This is a genomic window from Planomonospora alba (assembly GCF_039534085.1).
Taxonomy (GTDB): domain Bacteria; phylum Actinomycetota; class Actinomycetes; order Streptosporangiales; family Streptosporangiaceae; genus Planomonospora_B; species Planomonospora_B alba.
In genome coordinates this window covers 1-20,775 of sequence record NZ_BAAAUT010000089.1, presented here as the reverse complement: position 1 = coordinate 20,775, position 20,775 = coordinate 1, and the positions used below count along the sequence as shown (strand labels likewise).

The 20,775-nt window shown below is 73.3% G+C and carries 21 protein-coding genes; 11 read left to right on the top strand and 10 right to left on the bottom strand.

The window, feature by feature from the left end:
- Together ABD823_RS32385 and ctaC are read right to left on the bottom strand one after the other, a co-directional pair.
- The coding region (locus ABD823_RS32385) for a cytochrome c oxidase subunit I (protein ID WP_344866377.1) at positions 1 to 731 on the bottom strand (731 nt) is incomplete at its 3' end.
- A gap of 56 nt (positions 732 to 787) precedes the next feature.
- Entirely contained in the window at positions 788 to 1,537 is a 750-nt protein-coding gene (gene ctaC / locus ABD823_RS32380; protein WP_486352090.1) for an aa3-type cytochrome oxidase subunit II, read from the bottom strand.
- Between the two features lie 216 nt (positions 1,538 to 1,753).
- Here ctaC and ABD823_RS32375 point away from each other — a divergent pair, with 216 nt between their 5' ends.
- From ABD823_RS32375 to ABD823_RS32365, 3 genes are all read left to right on the top strand, one after another.
- Positions 1,754 to 2,890 carry a cysteine desulfurase family protein gene (locus ABD823_RS32375; RefSeq protein ID WP_344866370.1) on the top strand — a complete coding sequence of 379 codons (1,137 nt, stop codon included), beginning with the start codon at positions 1,754 to 1,756 and terminating at the stop codon, positions 2,888 to 2,890.
- 25 nt (positions 2,891 to 2,915) lie between these two features.
- Complete coding sequence (locus tag ABD823_RS32370; protein ID WP_344866368.1) at positions 2,916 to 3,182, top strand: sulfurtransferase TusA family protein; 267 nt, start codon at positions 2,916 to 2,918, stop codon at positions 3,180 to 3,182.
- Between the two features lie 63 nt (positions 3,183 to 3,245).
- The gene (locus ABD823_RS32365; RefSeq protein ID WP_344866366.1) at positions 3,246 to 3,668 is read left to right on the top strand and encodes a CBS domain-containing protein; all 423 of its coding nucleotides are present in this window, start codon (positions 3,246 to 3,248) and stop codon (positions 3,666 to 3,668) included.
- A 143-nt stretch (positions 3,669 to 3,811) separates the two neighbouring features.
- Here the strand turns inward: ABD823_RS32365 and ABD823_RS32360 are convergent, their stop codons facing one another.
- Together ABD823_RS32360 and erpA are read right to left on the bottom strand one after the other, a co-directional pair.
- Positions 3,812 to 4,798 (bottom strand): carbohydrate kinase family protein, encoded by a 987-nt coding sequence (locus tag ABD823_RS32360; protein WP_344866375.1) that lies wholly within the window; start codon positions 4,796 to 4,798, stop codon positions 3,812 to 3,814.
- Positions 4,799 to 4,933: 135 nt separating this feature from the next.
- Entirely contained in the window at positions 4,934 to 5,287 is a 354-nt protein-coding gene (gene erpA, locus ABD823_RS32355) for an iron-sulfur cluster insertion protein ErpA (protein ID WP_344866364.1), read from the bottom strand.
- Between the two features lie 183 nt (positions 5,288 to 5,470).
- Between erpA and nadA the strand changes: the two genes are divergently transcribed.
- Positions 5,471 to 6,625 carry a quinolinate synthase NadA gene (nadA, locus tag ABD823_RS32350; protein ID WP_344866362.1) on the top strand — a complete coding sequence of 385 codons (1,155 nt, stop codon included), beginning with the start codon at positions 5,471 to 5,473 and terminating at the stop codon, positions 6,623 to 6,625.
- A gap of 141 nt (positions 6,626 to 6,766) precedes the next feature.
- Here the strand turns inward: nadA and ABD823_RS32345 are convergent, their stop codons facing one another.
- The 3 genes from ABD823_RS32345 to ABD823_RS32335 all read right to left on the bottom strand — a co-directional run bounded on the left by ABD823_RS32345 (position 6,767) and on the right by ABD823_RS32335 (position 10,572).
- Complete coding sequence (locus ABD823_RS32345; RefSeq protein WP_344866360.1) at positions 6,767 to 9,226, bottom strand: serine/threonine protein kinase; 2,460 nt, start codon at positions 9,224 to 9,226, stop codon at positions 6,767 to 6,769.
- 213 nt (positions 9,227 to 9,439) lie between these two features.
- Positions 9,440 to 9,718 carry a PspA-associated protein PspAA gene (pspAA, locus tag ABD823_RS32340; protein ID WP_344866358.1) on the bottom strand — a complete coding sequence of 93 codons (279 nt, stop codon included), beginning with the start codon at positions 9,716 to 9,718 and terminating at the stop codon, positions 9,440 to 9,442.
- Positions 9,715 to 10,572 carry a PspA/IM30 family protein gene (locus tag ABD823_RS32335; protein ID WP_344866356.1) on the bottom strand — a complete coding sequence of 286 codons (858 nt, stop codon included), beginning with the start codon at positions 10,570 to 10,572 and terminating at the stop codon, positions 9,715 to 9,717. Before ABD823_RS32335 ends, pspAA begins: the two co-directional genes overlap by 4 nt.
- A gap of 147 nt (positions 10,573 to 10,719) precedes the next feature.
- On the opposite strand from ABD823_RS32335, the gene ABD823_RS32330 reads away from it, so the two are divergent.
- Positions 10,720 to 11,328 carry a DUF3043 domain-containing protein gene (locus ABD823_RS32330; RefSeq protein WP_344866354.1) on the top strand — a complete coding sequence of 203 codons (609 nt, stop codon included), beginning with the start codon at positions 10,720 to 10,722 and terminating at the stop codon, positions 11,326 to 11,328.
- A 115-nt stretch (positions 11,329 to 11,443) separates the two neighbouring features.
- Here ABD823_RS32330 and ABD823_RS32325 read toward each other — a convergent pair whose 3' ends face one another.
- Positions 11,444 to 12,718 (bottom strand): SMI1/KNR4 family protein, encoded by a 1,275-nt coding sequence (locus ABD823_RS32325; RefSeq protein WP_344866352.1) that lies wholly within the window; start codon positions 12,716 to 12,718, stop codon positions 11,444 to 11,446.
- A gap of 55 nt (positions 12,719 to 12,773) precedes the next feature.
- Between ABD823_RS32325 and ABD823_RS32320 the strand changes: the two genes are divergently transcribed.
- Positions 12,774 to 13,772, top strand: coding sequence for an aldo/keto reductase family protein (locus ABD823_RS32320; protein WP_344866350.1), 999 nt, complete (start codon positions 12,774 to 12,776; stop codon positions 13,770 to 13,772).
- Positions 13,773 to 13,837: 65 nt separating this feature from the next.
- Here the strand turns inward: ABD823_RS32320 and ABD823_RS32315 are convergent, their stop codons facing one another.
- Positions 13,838 to 14,044, bottom strand: coding sequence for a hypothetical protein (locus ABD823_RS32315; RefSeq protein WP_344866348.1), 207 nt, complete (start codon positions 14,042 to 14,044; stop codon positions 13,838 to 13,840).
- A gap of 111 nt (positions 14,045 to 14,155) precedes the next feature.
- Between ABD823_RS32315 and ABD823_RS32310 the strand changes: the two genes are divergently transcribed.
- On the top strand, positions 14,156 to 15,139 hold the full coding sequence (locus ABD823_RS32310) for a bifunctional adenosylcobinamide kinase/adenosylcobinamide-phosphate guanylyltransferase (RefSeq protein ID WP_344866346.1): 984 nt from the start codon (positions 14,156 to 14,158) through the stop codon (positions 15,137 to 15,139).
- A gap of 210 nt (positions 15,140 to 15,349) precedes the next feature.
- Positions 15,350 to 16,465 carry an adenosylcobinamide-GDP ribazoletransferase gene (locus tag ABD823_RS32305; RefSeq protein WP_344866344.1) on the top strand — a complete coding sequence of 372 codons (1,116 nt, stop codon included), beginning with the start codon at positions 15,350 to 15,352 and terminating at the stop codon, positions 16,463 to 16,465.
- Between the two features lie 94 nt (positions 16,466 to 16,559).
- Here the strand turns inward: ABD823_RS32305 and ABD823_RS32300 are convergent, their stop codons facing one another.
- Positions 16,560 to 16,907: a GntR family transcriptional regulator gene (locus ABD823_RS32300; protein WP_344866342.1), complete on the bottom strand. Its 348-nt coding sequence runs from the start codon at positions 16,905 to 16,907 to the stop codon at positions 16,560 to 16,562.
- Positions 16,908 to 17,034: 127 nt separating this feature from the next.
- Between ABD823_RS32300 and ABD823_RS32295 the strand changes: the two genes are divergently transcribed.
- The 3 genes from ABD823_RS32295 to ABD823_RS32285 all read left to right on the top strand — a co-directional run.
- The gene (locus ABD823_RS32295; protein ID WP_344866340.1) at positions 17,035 to 18,522 is read left to right on the top strand and encodes a leucyl aminopeptidase; all 1,488 of its coding nucleotides are present in this window, start codon (positions 17,035 to 17,037) and stop codon (positions 18,520 to 18,522) included.
- A 117-nt stretch (positions 18,523 to 18,639) separates the two neighbouring features.
- Positions 18,640 to 20,019, top strand: a complete 1,380-nt coding sequence (gene lpdA / locus ABD823_RS32290) for a dihydrolipoyl dehydrogenase (RefSeq protein ID WP_344866338.1) — start codon at positions 18,640 to 18,642, stop codon at positions 20,017 to 20,019.
- A gap of 35 nt (positions 20,020 to 20,054) precedes the next feature.
- On the top strand, positions 20,055 to 20,775 hold a 721-nt coding region (locus ABD823_RS32285; protein WP_344866336.1), incomplete at its 3' end, for a biotin/lipoyl-containing protein.

Below are 20,775 nucleotides of genomic sequence, written 5' to 3'. Positions count from 1 at the left end.
ATGATGTAGACCTCGGGGTGGCCGAAGAACCAGAACAGGTGCTGCCACAGCAGCGCGCCTCCGGTGGCCGGGTCGAAGATCTGCGTGCCGAGCTTGCGGTCGGCCAGCAGCCCCAGCAGGGCGGCGGCGAGCACCGGGAAGGCCATCAGCACCAGGATCGAGGTGAGCAGCACGTTCCAGGTGAAGATCGACATGCGGAACATCGTCATGCCGGGCGCGCGCATGCAGATGATGGTGGTGATGAAGTTGACCGAGCCGAGGATGGTGCCCAGACCGCTGATGGTCAGGCCCGCCAGCCACAGGTCACCGCCGACGCCCGGCGAGCTGATCGCGTTCGAGAGCGGGGTGTAGGCCGTCCAGCCGAAGCTGGCCGAGCCGCCCGGGGTGATGAAACCCGACAGGGTGATCAGGCTGCCGAACAGGAACAGCCAGTAGCTGACCATGTTGAGCCGGGGGAAGGCCACGTCGGGCGCGCCGATCTGCAGCGGCATGAGCGCGTTGGCGAACCCGGCGAACAGCGGGGTCGCGAACATCAGCAGCATGACCGTGCCGTGCATGGTGAACAGCTGGTTGAACTGCTCGTTGCTGGTGAACTGCAGGCCCGGCTGGGTCAGCTCCGCCCGCATGATCAGCGCCATCACGCCGCCGATCAGGAAGAACGCGAACGAGGTGATGAAGTAGAGGTTGCCGATCACCTTGTGGTCGGTGGACGTGGCCCACTTCACGATCATCGAGCCCTTGCGGCCCGCCGCCGGCGCTCCGCCGGTGAGCTGGTGGGTCTGTGCGGTCACGGGGTACCCGCCTTGCTAGCCATGTACTGGTCGAATGTCTTCTGGTCGACGACCTTCACACGGAAGAGCATGCGGCTGTGGTCCACGCCGCACAGCTCGGCGCAGCGGCCCGCGAAGGTTCCCTCCGTGGTCGTGTCGATCTGGAACTTGTTCTGCACGCCCGGGATCACGTCCCGCTTGAACTGGAAGTTCGGCACCCAGAAGGAGTGGATGACGTCCGGCGAGACCAGGTCGAACTCGATCTTCTTGCCGACCGGGAGCACCAGCTCGGGGGCCTCGGCCGCCATGTAGCTGTCGGCGGGGCGGCCGACCACCTGGACCTGCTTGCCGCCGGCCTCGGTGGTGAAGCGCCAGCTCCACTGGAAGCCCTCGACCTTCACCTTGACGTCGGGGCTGGCCGACATCTCGTTGATGTAGTTCTGGTCGCGCGCGGTGAAGAAGAAGAGCACACTGATCATGATCAGCGGCACGATCGTGTAGAGCATCTCGATCGGCAGGTTGTAGCGCACCTGCGGCGGGAGCTCGGCGGAGTTCTTCCTCTTGCGGTGGAACGCGGCGGACCACAGGATCAGGCCCCACACGACCACGCCGGTGGCCAGAGCGGCGATCCAGGAGCCGTTCCACAGGCTCTGGACGGCCTCGGCCTGCTTGGTGACGCCCTCCGGCATGCCACCGCGGGACCAATCTTCGGCACTACACGCCGTCGCGGACACCAGCAGCACCGCCAGAGCGGCAGCGCGTGGCACCCGGCGGCGGGCCAACGGACGCCGTTCGCAACGGCGGGTCGGACTCACGGATCGCCTACCCCACAGATGTAGCCCAGGAATCACTCCTGGGCGGTCGTTTGTTCAGGTTCACGGTTTGCAGTTCACAGCTTCACGCTGGGGGACACATTAGCGCGGACCACCCCCGCCCTCCTGCGCGACCCCGGTCGTGGCGCGCGGGATGCGACGATATGGAGCGTGGCGTACTTCGACGCGGCATCCACCGAGCCGCTGCACCCTCAGGCACGCGAAGCGCTGGTCGCGGCGCTCGACGCCGGCTGGGCCGACCCCGCTCGGCTGTACGGCTCCGCTCGCAGGGCAAGGATGTTACTGGAACAGGCGCGGGAGGAGATCGCCGAGGTCCTCGGGGCCCGCGCCGACGAGGTGTCCTTCACCTCCTCCGGCACCCAGGCGGTCCACCTGGGCGTGCTGGGCGCCCTGGCCGCGCGGCGCCGCGCGGGCCGCCGCCTGGTCGTCTCCGCGGTGGAGCACTCCAGCGTGCTGCACGCCGCCGCGCTGCACGAGCGCGACGGCGGCACGGTCGAGACTGTGGGCACCGGCCGTACCGGCCGGGTGGACGCCGAGGCGTTCGGCGCGGCGGTCCGCGCCGAGGGCACCGCGCTGGCCTGCCTGCAGAGCGCCAACCACGAGGTCGGCACGGTGCAGCCGGTCGCCGAGGCGGCCGCGGCGTGCGCCGAGGCGGGCGTGCCGCTCCTGGTGGACGCCGCGCAGACGGCCGGCAGGCTGCCGCTGCCCGCCGGGTGGTCGCTGCTGGCCGCCAGCGCGCACAAGTGGGGCGGCCCGGCGGGGGTCGGCGTGCTGGTGGTCCGCAAGGGCACGCGCTGGCGCAGCCCGCTCCCGGAGGACGACCGGGAGCGCCGCCGGGTGCCGGGCTTCGAGAACGTGCCCGCGATCGTGGCGGCGGCGGCCGCGCTGCGGGCCATGGCGGCCGAGGCCGGGCGGGAGGGAGCCCGCCTGTCGGCCCTGGTCGACCGGATCAGGGCGGAGGTGCCGAGGCTCGTCCCCGACGTCGAGGTCATCGGAGACCCCGTCGCGCGGGTGCCGCACATCGTCACCTTCTCCTGCCTCTACGTCGAGGGCGAGGCGCTGCTGACCGAGCTGGACCGGGCGGGATTCGCCGTATCCTCCGGAAGCTCCTGCACGGCGAGTACGCTTCGTCCATCGCACGTCCTGGAGGCGATGGGCGTGCTTACACACGGGAACGTCCGGGTATCGCTGCCCCGGGGCGCGTCCGCCGCGGACGTCGACCGCTTCCTCGCCCTGCTGCCGGAGGCCGTGCGCAGGATCCGCGAGCAGGCGGGAGTCAGGTCCTGACGAGAGATCGGGGAGTGAGAGCGCGATGACGCCGAGACCAGCAACCGAGGGAGCCGTCCAGCCGCCGGCGCTGACCATCGACGCCCTGGGCAGGAAGTGCCCGATCCCGATCATCATGCTCGCCGAGCAGATCAACCAGGTCCCGCTGAACGGGATCGTCGCCGTGCTGGCCGACGACCCGGCGGCCTTCACCGACGTGCCCGCCTGGTGCAGGCTGAAGTCCCACCACCACGTGGCCAGCTACGAGCTCCCCGAGGGGGGCTGGGCCATCCACGTGCGACGGAATTACTGACTCGTCCCGAAACGGGTACGCCTCCCCCTGAAAGGCGATTCCGACGTTTCAGGGGGAGACGTCATGAGCGGAAGCACCGCCAAGGACCTGATGAACTCCGGCTGCCAGTGCATCCAGGCGGAGGAGACGCTCGACAGGGCCGCGCAGATGATGAAGGAGATGGACGTCGGCGCCCTGCCCATCTGCGGCAGCGACGACCGGCTCAAGGGCATCATCACCGACCGCGACATCGTCGTGAAGTGCATCGCCGAGGGCAGGGATCCGTCCCGGACCACCGCGGGGGAGCTCGCCACCGGCCTGGTCTGGGTCTCGGCCGACGCCAGCGTCGAGGAGGCCCTCGCCAGGATGGAGGAGAACCAGATCAAGCGGCTGCCGGTCATCGAGAACGGCCGGATCGCCGGCATGATCAGCGAGGCCGACCTGGCCAGGAACCTGCCCGAGGACAAGCTCGCCGACTTCGTCCACCGCGTCTACGCGCGGAGCTGAGCGCGTCCACCGCGTCCGCACGCGGAGCCGGGCGCCGTCCGCACCGGGAACCAGCCGGTCCGGGTCCGTACGGCCGCCGCGTCCCCGTACACCGGGCGCGGCGGCCGTCCGCCGCGTCCCGCGCGGGATGCGGCGGACGCCTGTCAGGCGTAGTGGCAGCGCACGTGCCCGGCCACCTCGTCCGCGGCGGCGGCGCCGTAGGCGGCGGCGAAGCGCTCCAGGAAGACCTTCTGGCCGAGCTCGTACTCCTGGCAGCCGACGCGCTCCAGGACGTGGGTGGCGGTGAGGTTGCCGATCTGGCCGCAGCGCTCCAGGGAGAGCCCCCAGGCCAGGCCGGCCAGGAAGCCCGCGCGGAAGGCGTCGCCGACGCCGGTGGGGTCGGCCTTGCCCAGCTCGGGGGCCGGGGAGACGTGCAGCGACGGCTCGCCCTTGCGGTCGATCACGGCGCCCTTGGGGCCGAGCGTGGTGACGCGGACGCCGACCCGGTCGAGGATCTCCTCGTCGGACCAGCCGGTCTTCTGCTCGATCAGCCCCTTTTCGTAGTCGTTGCCGAACAGGTAGGCGGCGCCGTCGATCAGCAGGCGGATGTGCTCGCCGGGCATCCGGGCCAGCTGCTGGGAGGGGTCGGCGGCGAACGGAATGCCCCGCTGGCGGGCCTCGTCGGTGTGGCGCAGCATCGCGTCGGGGTCGTTGGGGCTGATCAGCACCAGGTCGATCCCGCCCACCCGGTCGGCGATCGGCTTCAGCTCGATCAGCCGGGCCTCGGCCATCGCGCCGGTGTAGAACGACGCGATCTGGTTGTGCTCGGTGTCGGTGGTGCACAGGAAGCGCGCGGTGTGGTGCGTGTCCGAGACGTGCACGGAGGCGCAGTCGACCCCGTGGCGCTCCAGCCAGGAGCGGTAGTCGGCGAAGTCCGCGCCGACCGCGCCGACCAGGATGGGCGACAGGCCCAGGCAGCCCATGCCGAAGGCGATGTTGGCCGCGCAGCCGCCGCGGCGGACTTGCAGGTCGTCCACGAGGAACGACAGGGAGACCCGGTCGAGCTGGTCGGCGATCAGCTGGTCGCCGAAACGGCCCGGGAAGGTCATCAGATGGTCGGTCGCGATGGAGCCGGTGACGGCGATGCGCACGGGGTTCTTCTCCTCGTTGTCGGCATCTTCGGGCGGTGAGCCACGCAAGGATACGCCACCTGCGGACACACGGAGGCCCTGTCAGGTGAGGCGCGCCTCACCTGACAGGGCCTCCCGCCCCTGCCGGGCCGGTTCTCAGTTGAACGAGTCGCCGCAGGCGCAGGAGCCGGTGGCGTTCGGGTTGTCGATGGTGAAGCCCTGCTTCTCGATCGTGTCCACGAAGTCGATCGTGGCACCCATGAGGTACGGCGCGCTCATCCGGTCGGTGACCACGTTGACCCCGTTGAACTCGGAGACGATGTCGCCGTCCATCGAACGGTCGTCGAAGAAGAGCTGGTAGCGCAGGCCGGAGCAGCCGCCGGGCTGCACGGCCACACGCAGCTGGAGGCCCTCCTCGCCCTGCTGCTCCAGCAGGCTCTTGACCTTGGCCGCGGCCGCGTCGCTCAGGATCAGGCCCTGCGCCGTGGTCTCGGTGCTCTCAACCGACATGTGGTGACTCCCGCGTCTACGTCAGCCGCCCTCCAGGAGCGGCCGTCTGTGTCTGACGTCCTTCTCAGACGCTACCAACACCCGCGGGATGCCGTGCATTCCGGCTCCGCCCCTCCCCCGGAATAAATCCCCGGAGGCATGTGTCATCATTAATCGTCAGTTCGATGATAAGGGGGTGTGGTCGTGACGACCACCGAGACCGGGCTTCCGCTCTTCGTCCTCGGCCGGCAGGCCGACCCGCACAGCGAGCGGGGGGTGGACTGCCCCGGTGAGCTGCCGCCGGCCTCCGACCCGGCCCTCGTGGAGCGGGCGAGGCGGGCCAAGGCGGCGCTCGGCGACCGGGTCTTCGTGCTCGGCCACCACTACCAGCGCGACGAGGTCATCCAGTTCGCCGACGTGACCGGCGACTCCTTCAAGCTCGCCCAGCAGGCCGCGGCCCGCCCCGAGGCCGAGTACATCGTCTTCTGCGGCGTGCACTTCATGGCCGAGTCCGCCGACATCCTGACCTCCGACGCCCAGAAGGTCGTGCTGCCGGACATGGCGGCGGGCTGCTCGATGGCCGACATGGCCACCTTCGACCAGGTCGAGGAGTGCTGGGACGTGCTCGCCGACGCCGGGATCGCCGACGTGACGGTGCCCATCACCTACATGAACTCCAGCGCGGACATCAAGGCGTTCTGCGGGCGCAACGGCGGCGCCGTGTGCACCTCCTCCAACGCGCGCCGGGCCCTGGACTGGGCCTTCTCCCGCGGGGAGAAGGTGCTGTTCCTGCCCGACCAGCACCTGGGCCGCAACACCGCGGTGCTGGAGATGGGCCTGTCCCTCGACGACTGCGTCGTCTACAACCCCCACCGGCCGAACGGCGGCCTGACCGAGCAGCAGCTGCGCGACGCCAAGATGATCCTGTGGCGGGGGCACTGCTCGGTGCACGGGCGCTTCACCGCGGAGAGCGTCGACGACGTCCGCGAGCGCGTCCCCGGCGTCAACGTGCTGGTCCACCCCGAGTGCCGGCACGAGGTGGTCGTCAAGGCCGACCACGTCGGCTCGACCGAGCACATCATCAAGACGCTCACCGAGGCCCCGGCGGGCTCGTCCTGGGCGATCGGCACCGAGCTGAACCTGGTCAAGCGGCTGGCGGCCATGTTCCCCGACAAGAACGTGTCGTTCCTGGACCGGACCGTCTGCTACTGCTCGACGATGAACCGGATCGACCTGCCGCACCTGGTGTGGGCGCTGGAGTCCCTGGCGGCGGGCCAGGTCGTCAACCAGATCACCGTGGACGCCGAGACCACCCACTGGGCCAAGGTCGCCCTGGACCGGATGCTCGCCCTGCCCTGACGGCCCCGGCGCGCGTGCCGTGTGGCAGGGCCCCGGCGGTCCCAGGTCGTCCCCTGGGACCGCCGGGGCCCTCTCACGTGCGCGCCGAGCCGCGCCGGAAGGGCGGTGCGGACCGCACCCCCGGAGCCGCCCGCATCCCGGTCAGCGGACCCGGGTGTAGCGCATGAACTGCGTCTTGTACTCCTTGTCGTCGGCGGTCTCGGCCAGCACCCGCCTCACCTGTCCCGTCAGGTCGATGACCACGGCCTCGTGCCCGGAGCCCTTCTTCCGCCAGGCCGCGATGTGCTGGTCGTCGTACCAGCCGATGACGCGGTCGGTCACGAACGGCACCCGCGCCTCCGGCTCCCCTCCGGCGGCGGAGGTGGACCAGACGCAGATCTCCTCCTTGGTGTCCTTGCAGTAGGTCATCAGCAGCTCACCGGAGGGGTTGATGTCATCGCTCTCGACCGTGAGCGGGGCGCCAACCTCGAGCAGCGTCTGCAGCACGACGCCGCTGTCCGGGTCGTAGAAGCGGATGCGCTGGGTCTTGTCGGTGAGCGCCCAGGTGCCGACCGCCCGGCCGTCGCCCCGCCAGAAGTAGCTCCACTGGCCGGCGTCCTTCTCCTTCACCTTGACGATCTTCGCCTTCTTCGCGGCGATGTCGATGATCGCGAAGCCGTACGGCTTGCTGGTGTCGCCGACCGCCTCGTACAGCGTCACCAGGGCCTTGGTCTCGTCGGGCGACCACTGCGGCAGAGCGGGGTAGACCGGCGCCTTGGTGATCTTCACCTTGCTCTCCGCGCCGCTCTTCCGGTCGATGATCGACACCAGCGCGTAGCTGCCCGCGTCGTATTGCAGGTCGGTGGCGAGCGCCCTGGTGCCGTCGGCGTTGGCCGTGTAGTCGATGTGCTTGCCGTCCGCGGCGAACGCGCCGTCGTTCCCGCGCACGTAGAGGCGGAACTTCCCGCCCGACTCCAGGCTGTAGGAGGTCAGCTTGATCGGGTCCTCGTCGCTCTCGTGCACGGTGGTCGAGCTGCCGGGGAGCTTGGCCTTCCGGGTCGCCTCGGGCACCCGGGCGGCGGCCGGGGTGGGCGTGGCGTCGGGGTTCGCCGTCGAGGGCGCGCCGGTGGCCGCGGCGGGCGACGGGGTCGGGTCGGGCTCGCCGCCGTCCCGCAGCGCCAGCGTGACGCCGCCGGCGACGAGCGCGACCGTGAGCCCGGCGCCGACGACCGTCCAGAGGCGGCGCCGCCCGCCGCCGGAGCCGCTGCCCGGCGCCGGCCGGTGGCCCGGGTACGGCGCGGGCCCCTGCGGCTGCTGGCCGTACGGCGGCTGCTGGCCGTACCCGCCGGGACCGGACGGGTACGGCGCCTGCCCGCCGGGGACCGTCGGCTGCTGCGGGAACCCTCCCGGCCCGGTCCGGTGCGCGGGCGAGCCGCCGGGGCCGGTCCGGTCCGGGTATCCGCCGGGTCCGGTCTGGTGGGGCGGGAAGCCGCCGGGGCCCGCCGGGTGCCCCTCGGGGGCGTACGGCGCGGTGGCGCCCTGCGTCGGCACGCCGTACATCGTCTGCTGGAAGCCCTGAGGTCCGGTCTGGTGGGGCGGGAAGCCTCCTGGTCCGGTCTGGTGGGGCGGGAAGCCGCCGGGGCCCGTCTCCGGGTATCCGCCGGGACCGGCCTGGCGCGCCGCCTGGGGGAACGCCTGGTGGGGCGCGCCCCCGGCGCCGGGGCCGGTCTGCTGGGCGGCCACGGCCGAGCCCTCGGCGAGGATGGCCTGCGGCGGGGGAACCGGCGCGGAGCCCTGCGCGCCCGCCCCGGCGTGGCCGAGCAGCCGCATCAGCGCCTCGCTCGCCGTCGGGCGGCGGGCGGCGTCCTTGGACAGGCAGTCGCCCACCAGCTCGCGCAGGGCCTCGTCCTCGATCGCCGACAGGTCCGGCTCCGCGTTCATGATGCGGTTGAAGATCGCCGGGAGGCTGTCGGTGCCGAACGGCGGCTGCCCGGTGGCCGCGAAGACCATCGTGCAGCCCCACGCGAACATGTCGGCGGCCGGGCCCGCGGCCTCCCCGGCGAGCTGCTCGGGGGTCATGTAGGCGGGGGTGCCGATCGCCATCGCGGTCAGCGTCGAGGTCCGGTCGAGGGCCTTGGCGATGCCGAAGTCGATCACCCGGGGGCCGTCGGGGGCGAGCAGCACGTTGGACGGCTTGAAGTCGCGGTGCACGATGCCCGCCTGGTGGATCGCGACGAGCGCGGTGACCGTGCCGATGGCGAGCCGGTGCAGCGCCGAGCCCGCCCGCGGGCCCTCGGTGGCGACGACCCTGTCGAGGGTCGGCCCGTCGATGAACTCGCTGACGATGTACGGCCGGTGGTCGTCGTCGACCCCCGTCTCCAGCACCGCCGCGGTGCAGAACGGCGAGACGCGCCGGGCCGTGCCGACCTCACGGATGAAACGTTCCAACGCCTCCTCGTCCTGGGCGAGGTCGGCACGGAGCAGCTTGACGGCGACACGCACCCCGGTGGGGGACTCGCCGAGGTAGACCGTTCCCTGGCCGCCCTCGCCGAGCCGCGCGGTGAGCCGGTACTCGCGCACCTGCTCAGGGTCACCGGGCCGCAGGGGCGCGAGGTCCGGCATAACGACACCCTCTTTCATGGGCTTTTTGTGTCCCATTGTGGGGGCAGATCCCGGTGACCCGCACATCAACCACAGGACAAGAAAGGAGAAAAGCCTTGACCTCAGGTCAAGGCTGTTTCAAGCGGCGGGGCACGACGGGCGTGCTCCCGGACCGCCAGGGCACGGGCCCGGGCGAACGGGGTTCGCGCCGGGCGTCCGTCCGCGGCGGGAGGGCTATCCGGGGATCAGGCCCTCGTCGCCCAGCATCTCCCGGACCTCCTCCATCGAGGCGTCCGAGGGCGGGAGGATCAGCTCGGAGGGCTCCAGGCTCTCGTCCGGCAGCTCCCGGCCGACGTCGCGCACCTTGTCCAGCAGGGCGTGCAGGCGGGTCCGGAACGTCTCCTCGTCCCCGGCCCGGATCGCCTCCTCCAGCTCTCCGTCCAGGCGGTTGAGGGCCGCGAGGTCGTCGGCGGCGATCTCGACCTGGCCCTCGCCCATGATGCGGATGATCACTGCCCCTCCCCCGGCTGCCGGTACTGCTGGGTCGGCGGCTGCTGCGGCTGGCCGTACGGCTCGCCCTGCGGCTGCTGCTGCGGCTGCGCGTACTGCTGGGCCTGCGGCTGCTGCTGCGGCTGGCCCTGCTCGATCGCGCCCTGCGGCGCGGACCCCTGCCCCAGCTCCGCCTTCATCCGGGCGATCTCCAGCTCCACGTCGCGCCCGCCGCCCATGCGGTCCAGCTCGGCCTGGATGTCGTCGCCGCGCGAACCGCTGAAGTCGTCGAGCGCACCGCTGGCGAGCAGTTCGTCGATCGCGCCGGCCCGCGCCTGCATCTGGGCGGTCTTGTCCTCCGCGCGCTGGATGGCGAGGCCGACGTCGCCCATCTCCTCGGAGATGCCGGAGAAGGCCTCGTTGATCCGGGTCTGCGCCTCGGCCGCGGTGTAGGTGGCCTTGATGGTCTCCTTCCGCGTGCGGAAGGCGTCGACCTTGGCCTGCAGGCGGTGGGAGGCGTGGGTGAGCTTCTCCTCCTCCGCTTGGAGGTTGTCGTGCTGCACCCGCAGGTCGGCGATCTGGGTCTGCAGCGCGCTGCGGCGGGTCAGCGCCTCGCGGGCCAGGTCCTCGCGCCCCACGCTCAGCGCCTTGCGGCCCTGGTCCTCCAGCTTGCGCGCCTGCGCCTCGATCTGGTTGATCTGCAGCTCGACCCGCTTGCGCGAGGTTGCGACATCGGCCACGCCCCGGCGCACCTTCTGCAGCAGCTCCAGCTGCCGCTGGTAGGAGTAGTCCAGGGTCTCGCGCGGATCCTCCATCTTGTCCAAAGCCTGGTTGGCCTTGGACTTAAAGATCATGGAAAGTCTCTTCATCACGCTCATGCGCGTCGGCCGTCCCCTTCTTCAACTGCGCTACGGGCCACCCCAGTGATTCCGGCCCCCGGAGAAAAGCGGCGGAGCCACATAGGGTTCACCCTACGCATAACGCACGGGGGCGTCACTAAGTTGCACTCCCGGTAGGCTGACCTTGTGTTCCGACGTACCCAGACCACCGCGGACGATTCCCCCGTCTCCGCCACCGATCCTAAGCCTGCGGGCAAGGGGCGTCCCACACCCAAGCGCCGGGACGCCGAGGGACGCCGCCGCCAGCCGGTCACCGCCCCCAAGAACCGCAAGGAGGCCTACCGGCAGCTCCGCGAGCGCCAGGCCGCCGAGCGCGCCCGCGCCCGCGAGGGCATGATGCGCGGCGACGAGCGCTACCTCCCGGCCCGCGACCGCGGCCCGGTCCGCAGGTTCGCCCGCGACTGGGTCGACTCGCGCCGCCTGCTCAGCCAGTACTTCCTGCCGTTCTCCCTGGTCATCCTGCTGGCCACCTGGATCCCCTTCCCGCCCGACATCCGCGGCTACGTCTACGTGGGTGTGATCACGATCGGCTGGCCGATCATGATGCTGGGCGTGCTGCTCACCTCGATCTGGGTGTCCTGGCAGGTCAAGAAGGTCGCGGCGGAGAAGTTCCCCGGCGAGAGCCTCAAGGGCGTCGGCTTCTACGCCGCGATGCGCGCCCTGCAGATCCGCAGGCTGCGCTTCCCTCCGCCGCAGGTCCTGCCGGGCGGCAAGCCCGTCCCGCCGAAGAAGTAGGCCCCGCAAGCAGGCCCCGCCGGGCCCCGTCCGCCCTCGGGCGACGGGGCCCGGCGCGTTCCCCGGCCCCGCCCGCGTCCCACCGGGCCCCGCCCGCGGGCCGCGGCGCTCCCCGTCACTCCTCGCCCTCGATCTCCCAGCCGAGGGCGCCGTCCCTCGCCACCGGCCGCCAGCGGCCGACGGACCCGCCGCCCTCCAGCGCGTCGGCGACCGTCCTCAGCAGCGCGTGGTAGGAGCGGATCCGGACGCCGCCGGGGGTGAAGGACACGGCGCCCCCGTGGCCGGTCTCCCCCACGTCGCGCCGTACCGAGTCGACCACCAGGTGGTTGCCGAGCCCGTCGGCGCCGACCGGGATCATCCGCCCGTCCCACCGGTCCGTGCGCGGGTCCGCCGTGTCCACGCCGTCGGACGCGCAGAGACTCCGCCACGTGTCCCGGATCCCGCGCACGCCGACGCCGGCGTACCGGAGGAAGTGCGGGAACCCGTCGTGCCTGAGCAGGGAGGCCCGCAGGTCGTCGGGGAAGCGCAGGCCCATCTGCGCCTCGGCGACCGCGATCGTGCGGGCGCGGGCGGGGCGGGCGAGCGAGCGGTGGGTCGCGGGCGCGTTGGCCCTCAGCCACCGCTCGATCCGCGCCCACTGCCGGTTCACCGCCCGGGTCACCTCCGGGTCGATCCTGCGCACCACCGGGGCGGCCGTCCGCGGGCCGCAGTCCCGGTCGGGTCCTGACCGGACCGCCGTGAGGGAGCCGGGCTCCCCGGGCGGCCCGGCTGCGCCGTCCCCGCCGGGGGCGGCCCGGTCCGGCCCGGGCGTCGCCGCCGTGCAGCGGGCGTGCAGCCTGCCGTCCTCCAGCCGGACGGGCGTGGTGCAGTCGCGGTCCGCCAGCACCAACGGGAGCTGGTCGTCGCTGAAGTAGTGCTCCTCCACGTACGCGGGCCCCTCCGGCGCCTCCTCGGAGAAGACCGCCGACTCCAGGGCCGTCGCGGCGACGGCCAGCAGGCACAGCGCGGCCGCGGCCGAGCCCCAGCGCGCCGGCCGGCGGCGGGCCGTCCCGTCCAGCGGCGGGCGCCGCGGCGGCAGGGGCCTCGGCTCGTACGGCCTGCGGGCGTACCGCGCCAGGTCGGCGGCCGTCGGAGTGCCGAGGACCGGGACGGGCGGCCACGGCTCCGCGGTCTTCCCCTCCCGGTCCTCCTCCGGAACGGTCCCCGCGGCGGAGGACTCCCGGCGCGCCGCCCCACCGCCGGCCGTACCCGTCCCCGGCGCCCGCCGCGCGCCCGGCGGGGCCGGACGGCTCCGCAGCCGGACCGCCGCGACCGCGGCCGCGACGGCCGCAGCCGCCGCACCGGCCGCGAGCGCGAGCCGTACCCATCGGAGAGTGATCAATCGCCGCACGCCGGGCAGAGTATCCCGAATCGGATCTTCTCTCGGCGCCTACTAGGGTCGAAGCATGGAATTCCGTCACCTCGGCCGGAGCGGTCTCATGGTCAGTGAGATCAGCTACGGCAATTGGATCACCCACGGTTCCCAGGTCGAGGAGGACGCCGCCAAGGAGTGCGTGAAGGCGGCGCTCGACGAGGGCATCACCACCTTCGACACCGCCGACGTCTACGCCGGCACCCGGGCCGAGGAGGTCCTCGGCCGCGCCCTGAAGGGCGTGCGCCGGGAGTCTCTGGAGATCTTCACCAAGGTCTACTGGCCGACGGGCCCCGGCCCCAACGACCGCGGGCTGTCCCGCAAGCACATCACCGAGTCGATCCACGGCTCGCTGCGCCGCCTGCAGACCGACTACGTCGACCTCTACCAGGCCCACCGGTTCGACCACGAGACTCCGCTCGAGGAGACCCTCAAGACCTTCGACGACCTGGTGCGGCAGGGCAAGGTCCTGTACGTCGGCGTCAGCGAGTGGAGCGCCGAGCAGATCGCCGCGGCGCTGAAGATCGCCGACGAGATGGGCTTCGACCGCCTGGTCTCCAACCAGCCGCAGTACTCCATGCTGTGGCGGGTCATCGAGGCCGAGGTCGTGCCGCTGTGCGAGAAGGAGGGCCTCGGCCAGATCGTCTGGTCCCCCATCGCCCAGGGCGTGCTCACCGGCAAGTACCTGCCGGGGCAGCCGCCGCCGGCCGGGTCCCGGGCCACCGACCCGAGCGGGAGCAACTTCATCTCCCGGATGCTCACCGACGACGTGCTCACCCGGGTGCAGGAGCTGAAGCCGATCGCCTCCGACCTGGGCCTGACCATGGCCCAGCTCGCGGTGGCGTGGGTGCTGCAGAACCCGAACGTGTCCTCGGCCATCGTCGGCGCGACCAGGCCCGAGCAGGTCCGCGACAACGTCAAGGCCTCCGGCGTCAAGCTGGACGCCGAGGTGATGAAGAAGATCGACGACGTGCTGGGCCCGATCGTCGAGCGGGACCCCGCCAAGACCGTCAGCCCGCCCAAGCGCCCGTAGGCGCCCCGCCGGGCCGCGCGGCCCCGCTCCTCCCGGAGGGGGCCGCGCGCGGTCCCGCCCGGCGGCTACTCCTCGCGCAGCGACATCCCGGCGTACTCGACCCGGTCGTCCTCCAGGAGCGTGACCTTCTCCACCCCGGCCGCCAGCAGCTCGCGCCAGTTCTCGCCGAGCCACGACTCCGCGTCGGACTGACTGGTGAACGCCTCCGCCGGGACGACCCCCTCGGTCACCTCTCCGCCGTTCGCGTTCTCGTAACGCCAGCGCCACGCCATGCCACCCGCTCCTTCCGCCGGTTCCGCCGCCGTCCTCGACGGTTCCGAGAGCCTATGTGATCGCGGTGCCCGCCGCACCGGACACCCGCCGGGCCGTGCGACCCTTGCCGGGTGGAAGTCCTGTTCGAGGGGACGGCGGGGCCGTACGGCCTGCCCGTCCCCGGCTGCCCCTGCGCCTCCTGCGCTCGCGTGCCCGCCCCCCGCCGGCCCACCCGGGTCCTCGTCGACGGCCGCCCCGTCGCGCCCGGGGGGAGCGTCGTCTCCGCCGACGGTGGCCGCCTGCTGTACGCCGCGCCGGAGCCCGTCCCCGGGCGGGGCGGCGGCTCCGGGGACGGGCCCTACGACGTCGTGCTGATCGACGTGCTGGACCGGCCGGAGCGCCTGGGCGACCTGCGCCGGCGGGGGCTGGTATCCGGCCGCACCCACGTGGTGGCCGTCGGGATCGACCACCGGGTGCCGAGCGAGGCCGAGCTGGAGCGGCGGCTGGCGCTGTGGGGGGTGCGGGCGGTGCCGGACGGGACGGTGCTCGACCCGCGCGGGGCGGCGCCCGCCCCGCCCCGGCTGCCGCGCCGCACCCTGCTGCTGGGCGGGGCGCGCTCGGGCAAGTCGGCCGAGGCCGAGCTCCGGCTGCTGGCCGAGCCGGAGGTCGTCTACGTGGCGACCGGGCCGTCCGGCGACGGCGACCCGGAGTGGCGCGAGCGCGTCCGGGCCCACCGGGAGCGCCGTCCCGCCCACTGGGGCACGGCGGAGACCACGGACGTGGCCGCGCTGCTGGAGAGCGCGGCGGCGCCCCTGCTGGTCGACGGGCTGGGCACCTGGGTCGCCGCCGTGCTCGACGAGTGCGGCGCCTGGGAGGGCGGGCCCGCGGCGCTCGCCGGGGCCGAGGAGCGCTGCGACGAGCTGGTGGCCGCCTGGCGGCGGGTGCGCACGCCGGTCGTGGCGGTCTCGGACGAGGTCGGCCTGGGCGTGGTCCCGGCGACCCCCGGCGGGCGGCTCTTCCGCGACGTGCTGGGCCGGCTGAACCAGCGCCTGGCCGCCGAGTCGGAGGACGTCGCCCTGGTCGTCGCCGGGCGCCTGCTCCCGCTGCCCCTCTGACCTTCTCCCTTTCCGGCCTGCCGCTCCTCGCCCTGCCGCCCCTCCGAGCCACCGCCGCTCCGGCCTTCTCCCCCTCGCCCTGCCGCCGCTCCGGCCTTCTCCCCCGCCCTCCGTTCCTCTCCGGACTCGCCTCCTGCCTGCTCCGCCCCTCCGCTCCCCCGGCCGGTCACCGGCCCGCGCCGGAGCCCCCGGACGCTACGATCGTCGGCCATGCCCGCGCAGCCGCCCCCGGACAACCCGAGCGACCCCGCCGGTCCCCGCGATCCCGAGGACAGGCTGGCCCCGGAGAACCCCGCCGCCCCGTCCACGTTCGGGGACGGGCTCCGGCTGGCGGTCGGCACGCTGAGCGTCTTCCCGGTGCGGCCGGGGACGGTGGACCGCCGGGCGGGCGGCCGGGCGATGGCGCTCGCCCCGCTGGTGGGCGCGGCGCTGGGCGCCGTCGCGGCGGCCGTGCTGGCGGGTGCGCTCCTGACGGGCGCCTCGCCGCTGCTCGCCTCGCTCCTGGCGGTGGGCACGCTGGCGCTGCTCACCCGGGCCCTGCACCTGGACGGGCTGGCCGACCTGGCCGACGGGCTGGGCAGCGGCCGGCCGGCCGGGCAGGCCCTGGACATCATGAAGCGCTCCGACATCGGCCCGTTCGGGGTGGTGACGCTGGTCTTCGTCCTGGGCGCGCAGGCGGCGGCGCTGGCGGAGGCCTCCGCCGCCGGGCACGGGCCGGTCGCGCTGGTCGCCGCCTGCGTCGCCGGGCGGCTGGCGATCACCTGGGCCTGCCGCGAGGGCGTCCCCGCGGCCCGGCCGGGCGGGCTGGGCGCGCTGGTCGCGGGCACCGTACGGCGCGGCCCCGCCCTGGCCGCCACCGCGCTCTGCCTGGCGGGCCTGGCCGTGCTGTCGCTCGCCCACCACACCGGTTCCCTCGACCTGCTCGCCGCCTCCGGGAGCGCCTCCGACCGCCGCCACGCGGACCACTCCCCCGCCGACCAGGGGGGAGAGGACCCGCCGGGGGTCGGCGAGGAAGCCGACGAGCTCGTCGTCCGGTTCGAGAACTGGGTCGAGCCGTGCCCCGGCCCCTCCTGCCCGCCCGGTCCCGGTCTCGTCGTCGAGGACTCTGGCCCGTCCGCCTTCCTCGTGGAAGGGCTGCTGGGCGGCGCGCCGTTCCCCCTCCTCCTGGCGGGCCTCCCGTTCGCCCTGGTGGCCGGGCTGCTGGCGGCCTCGGCGCTGCGGCGCCGGGCGGTGCGGCGGCTGGGCGGGGTCACCGGGGACGTGCTGGGCGCGCTCGCCGAGACCGCCGCGGCCGCCGCGCTGGTAGCCTGCGCGCTCCTGTGGTGAGACGACCCGGGTCCCCGCCGGGCCCGGAGTCCGCCCCGGCCCAGGGGACCGCCCTCCGGGGGCCCGCTCCGGGCCTCGGCGGGGGCCCGGACGGTCAGGACAGTTCCCTGATGACGTGGACGACCTCCTCGGGGCCGTAGCCGTACCGGTCGGCCGTGGCGAGCAGGTCGCGCACGGCCTCCGCCAGCAGCCCGCGGGCGTCGGGGCGGCGCAGCACGCTGACGCCCCGGCCGCGCCGGAACTCCAGCAGGCCCTCGTCCCGCAGCCCGCGCAGTGCGCGCAGGACGGTGTTGACGTTGACGCCGAGCGCGGCGGCCAGGTCCCGGGCGGGCGGGAGCCGGTCGCCGGGGGCGCAGGCCCCCTCGGCGACGGCGCGGCGGACCGCTCCGGCGACCTGGACGTGCAGCGGCCGGGGGTCGTTCGGGTCGAGAGTGAGCATCATGGTGCCAGTGACATTAGCTCCATCGGCGTGATGGAATCATCCTGGTTGGCACCATTTCCGGTTTACCGATTGGTAGGACGACCCCTCGTTTACGCGAACGGCCCCGACAGGACTAGCATCGGCCTACGTGACCACAGTGCGGCTGAACTCAAGTGACAACGTCGTCTCTTTCGATACCGAAGCGCTGGTCGTCGGAGTCCATCCCAGCCCGGACGGCCTGCGGGCCGCGCCCGGCGCCGAAGGGCTCGACGAGGCGCTCGGCGGCAGGCTCGCCGCCACCCTCGGCGCCATGGGCGTCAAGGGCAAGGCCGGTGAGATCGCCAAGGTCCCGACCTTCGGCGCGCTGACCGCCCCGCTCCTCGTCGCCGTGGGCCTCGGCGACGCCCCCGAGGGGGACTACGACCCCGAGGCCCTCCGCCGCGCCGCGGGCACCGCGACCCGCGCCCTGGCCGGGACCGGCCGGGTCGCGCTCGCCCTGCCGGCCACCACGGCCGAGCAGGTCGGCGCCCTGGCCCTCGGCGGCCTGCTGGGCGCCTACGCCTTCACCAAGTACCGCACCGGCGACGGGCAGCCCGCTCCGGTGGACGAGATCACCGTGCTGGGCGGCGCCGAGGGCGCCGAGGAGGCCGTCGCGCGCGCCTCCACGGTCGCCGCCTCCGTCTCCCTGGTCCGCGACCTGGTCAACACCCCGCCCTCGGACCTGTGGCCGGCCCGCTTCGCGGAGATCGCCGAGCAGACCGGGGCCGAGGCCGGCCTCTCGGTCGAGGTGCTCGACGAGACCGCCCTCAAGGAGGGCGGCTACGGCGGCATCGTCGCCGTCGGCCAGGGCTCCGCCAACCCGCCGCGCCTGGTCCGCCTCGCCTACAGCCACCCGGAGGCGTCCAAGACGGTCGCCTTCGTCGGCAAGGGCATCACCTTCGACTCGGGCGGCCTGTCGCTCAAGCCCACCTCCTCGATGGACTGGATGAAGTCCGACATGGGCGGCGCGGGCGCGGTCTTCGGCGCTCTCGTCGCCATCGCCCGGCTGGGCCTGAAGGTCAACGCGGTCGGCTACCTGTGCCTGGCCGAGAACATGCCCAGCGGCACCGCCCAGCGCCCCTCGGACGTGTTCACCAGCTACGCGGGCAAGACGGTGGAGGTGCTCGACACCGACGCCGAGGGCCGCCTGGTCCTGATCGACGGCATCGCCCGCGCCGGCGAGGACGGCCCCGACCTGATCGTGGACGTCGCCACGCTCACCGGGGCGCAGATCGTCGCGCTCGGCTGGCGTACGGCGGGCGTCATGGCCAACGACGACGAGCTCCGCGAGGAGGTCGTCCGGGTGGCCGGCGAGCAGGGCGAGAACGCCTGGGGCATGCCGCTGCCCGAGGAGCTCCGCAAGGGGCTCGACTCCCCCGTCGCCGACATCGCCAACCTGCACCCCGAGCGGTGGGGCGGCATGCTCACCGCGGGGATCTTCCTGAAGGAGTTCGTGCCGGAGGGCGTGCGCTGGGCGCACATCGACATGGCCGGTCCCGCCTTCAACAAGGGCGAGCCGCACGGCTACACGCCGAAGGGCGGGACCGGGGCGATCACCCGGACCCTCATCGGCCTCGCCGAGCGGTACGCCGGCTGAAGTCAAACCCTGCGCGAGCAGGGCACACGCGACGTAGACAAGTGAAAAGATGCGGTTGCCGGGGCCAGGCCGGAAGCGGGGCCCCGGCGGCGTACCGATCCGACAAGGAGCATTCCTGTGGCTGATGGCAGCGGCCCTTACGACATCGTCGTGCTGGGCGGCGGTAGCGGCGGCTACGCCTGCGCTCTGCGGGCGGCCGAGCTGGGCAAGACGGTCGTGCTGATCGAGAAGGACAAGATCGGCGGCACGTGCCTGCACCGGGGATGCATCCCCACCAAGGCCCTCCTGCACTCGGCCGAGGTGGCCGACGAGGCCCGCGAGAGCGAGTCCTACGGCGTCAAGGCCCGTTTCGAGGGCATCGACATGCCCGGCGTCCACGCCTTCAAGGACAAGATCGTCAATCGCGCCTGGAAGGGCGTGCAGGGCCTGCTCAAGAGCCGGGGCATCACGATCGTCGAGGGCGAGGGCCGCCTGGCCGGCACCAACCGCGTGGCCGTGGGCGACGACGTCTACGAGGGCCGCAACATCGTGCTGGCGACGGGCTCGGCGCCCAGGTCGCTGCCCGGCCTGGAGATCGACGGCGAGCGGATCATCACCAGCGAGCACGCGCTCAAGCTCGACCGCGTGCCGGGCTCGGTGGTCGTCCTGGGCGGCGGCGTCATCGGCGTGGAGTTCGCCAGCGTCTGGCGCTCCTTCGGCGCCGAGGTGACCATCGTCGAGGCCCTGCCGCACCTGCTCCCGCTGGAGGAGGAGTCCAGCTCCAAGCTGCTGGAGCGGGCCTTCCGCCGCCGCGGCATCAAGCAGGAGCTGGGCGTCTTCTTCGAGGGCGTCAAGACCACCGACAGCGGCGTGGTCGTCAGCCTGGCCAACGGCAAGACCCTGGAGGCCGAGCTGCTGCTGGTGGCCGTCGGCCGCGGGGCCGTCTCCTCCGGCATGGGCTTCGAGGAGGCGGGCGTCGCGATCGAGCGCGGCACCGTCGTCGTCAACGAGCACTGCCAGACCAGCGTGCCCGGCATCTACGCGGTCGGCGACCTGATCCCCACCCTGCAGCTCGCCCACGCCGGCTTCGCCGAGGGCATCATGGTCGCCGAGCACATCGCCGGTCTCAACCCGCCCCCGATCGACTACGACGGCGTCCCCCGCATCACCTACTCCGACCCCGAGGTCGCCTCCATCGGCATCACCTCGGCCCAGGCCCGGGAGCGCGGCTACGAGATCGTGGAGGCCTCCTACGACCTCGCGGGCAACCCGAAGAGCCAGATCCTCGGCACCCAGGGCTCGGTGAAGGTCATCGCGCAGAAGGACGGCCCCGTGCTCGGCATCCACATGGTGGGCCGCCGCATCGGCGAGCTCGTCACCGAGGGTCAGCTGATCTACAACTGGGAGGCCCTGCCCTCCGAGGTCGCCCAGCTCATCCACGCGCACCCGACCCAGTCCGAGGCCGTCGGCGAGGCGATGCTCGTCCTGGCCGGCAAGCCGCTGCACGTCCACAACTAGTCGAAGCCCTCACTCGGAACGCGAGAGAAGACACCATGCCGAAGTCCGTACAGATGCCCCAGCTCGGCGAGAGCGTCACCGAGGGCACCGTCACCCGCTGGCTGAAGAAGGAGGGCGAGCGCGTCGAGGCCGACGAGCCGCTCCTCGAGGTCTCCACCGACAAGGTGGACACCGAGATCCCGTCGCCCGCGGCCGGCATCCTCGTCAAGATCATCGTTGCGGAGGACGAGACCGTCGAGGTCGGCACCGAGCTGGCCCTCATCGACGAGAACGCCACCGAGGGCGCCGCCGCCCCGGCGGAGGCCCCCGCGGCCCCGGCTCCGGCCCCCGAGCCCGAGCCCGCCCCGGCCCCCCAGGCGCCGATCTCCTCGATCCCGCAGCCCGCCCCGCAGGCCGCCCCGCCCGCTCCCCCGGCTCCCCCGCAGCCCGCCCCGGCCCCGCAGGCCCCCCAGCCCGCCCCGGCCCCCCCGGCCGCACCGGCCCCCGCTCCGGCTCCGGCCCCGCAGGCCGCCCCGGCCGCCGCCGCACCGGATCCGGCCGCCGGCGGCGAGAGCCCCTACGTCACGCCGCTGGTCCGCAAGCTGGCCGCCGAGCACAACGTGGACCTGGACAGCCTGACCGGCGCGGGCGTCGGCGGGCGCATCCGCAAGCAGGACGTGCTGGAGGCCGCGCTCGCCCAGCGCGAACGGGCCGCCGCGCAGCAGGCCCCGGCCGCTCCGGCCCCGCACGCCGCCCCCGCCGCCCCCGCCCCCGGTG

Coding starts and splice junctions, on each gene's coding strand:
- ABD823_RS32370 (WP_344866368.1), top strand. CDS start 2,916: ATGACGCCGAGACCAGCAACCGAGGGAGCCGTCCAGCCGCCGGCGCTG.
- ABD823_RS32365 (WP_344866366.1), top strand. CDS start 3,246: ATGAGCGGAAGCACCGCCAAGGACCTGATGAACTCCGGCTGCCAGTGC.
- erpA (WP_344866364.1), bottom strand. CDS start 5,287: ATGTCGGTTGAGAGCACCGAGACCACGGCGCAGGGCCTGATCCTGAGC.
- ABD823_RS32345 (WP_344866360.1), bottom strand. CDS start 9,226: ATGCCGGACCTCGCGCCCCTGCGGCCCGGTGACCCTGAGCAGGTGCGC.
- ABD823_RS32335 (WP_344866356.1), bottom strand. CDS start 10,572: ATGAGCGTGATGAAGAGACTTTCCATGATCTTTAAGTCCAAGGCCAAC.
- ABD823_RS32320 (WP_344866350.1), top strand. CDS start 12,774: ATGGAATTCCGTCACCTCGGCCGGAGCGGTCTCATGGTCAGTGAGATC.
- ABD823_RS32315 (WP_344866348.1), bottom strand. CDS start 14,044: ATGGCGTGGCGCTGGCGTTACGAGAACGCGAACGGCGGAGAGGTGACC.
- ABD823_RS32305 (WP_344866344.1), top strand. CDS start 15,350: ATGCCCGCGCAGCCGCCCCCGGACAACCCGAGCGACCCCGCCGGTCCC.
- ABD823_RS32300 (WP_344866342.1), bottom strand. CDS start 16,907: ATGATGCTCACTCTCGACCCGAACGACCCCCGGCCGCTGCACGTCCAG.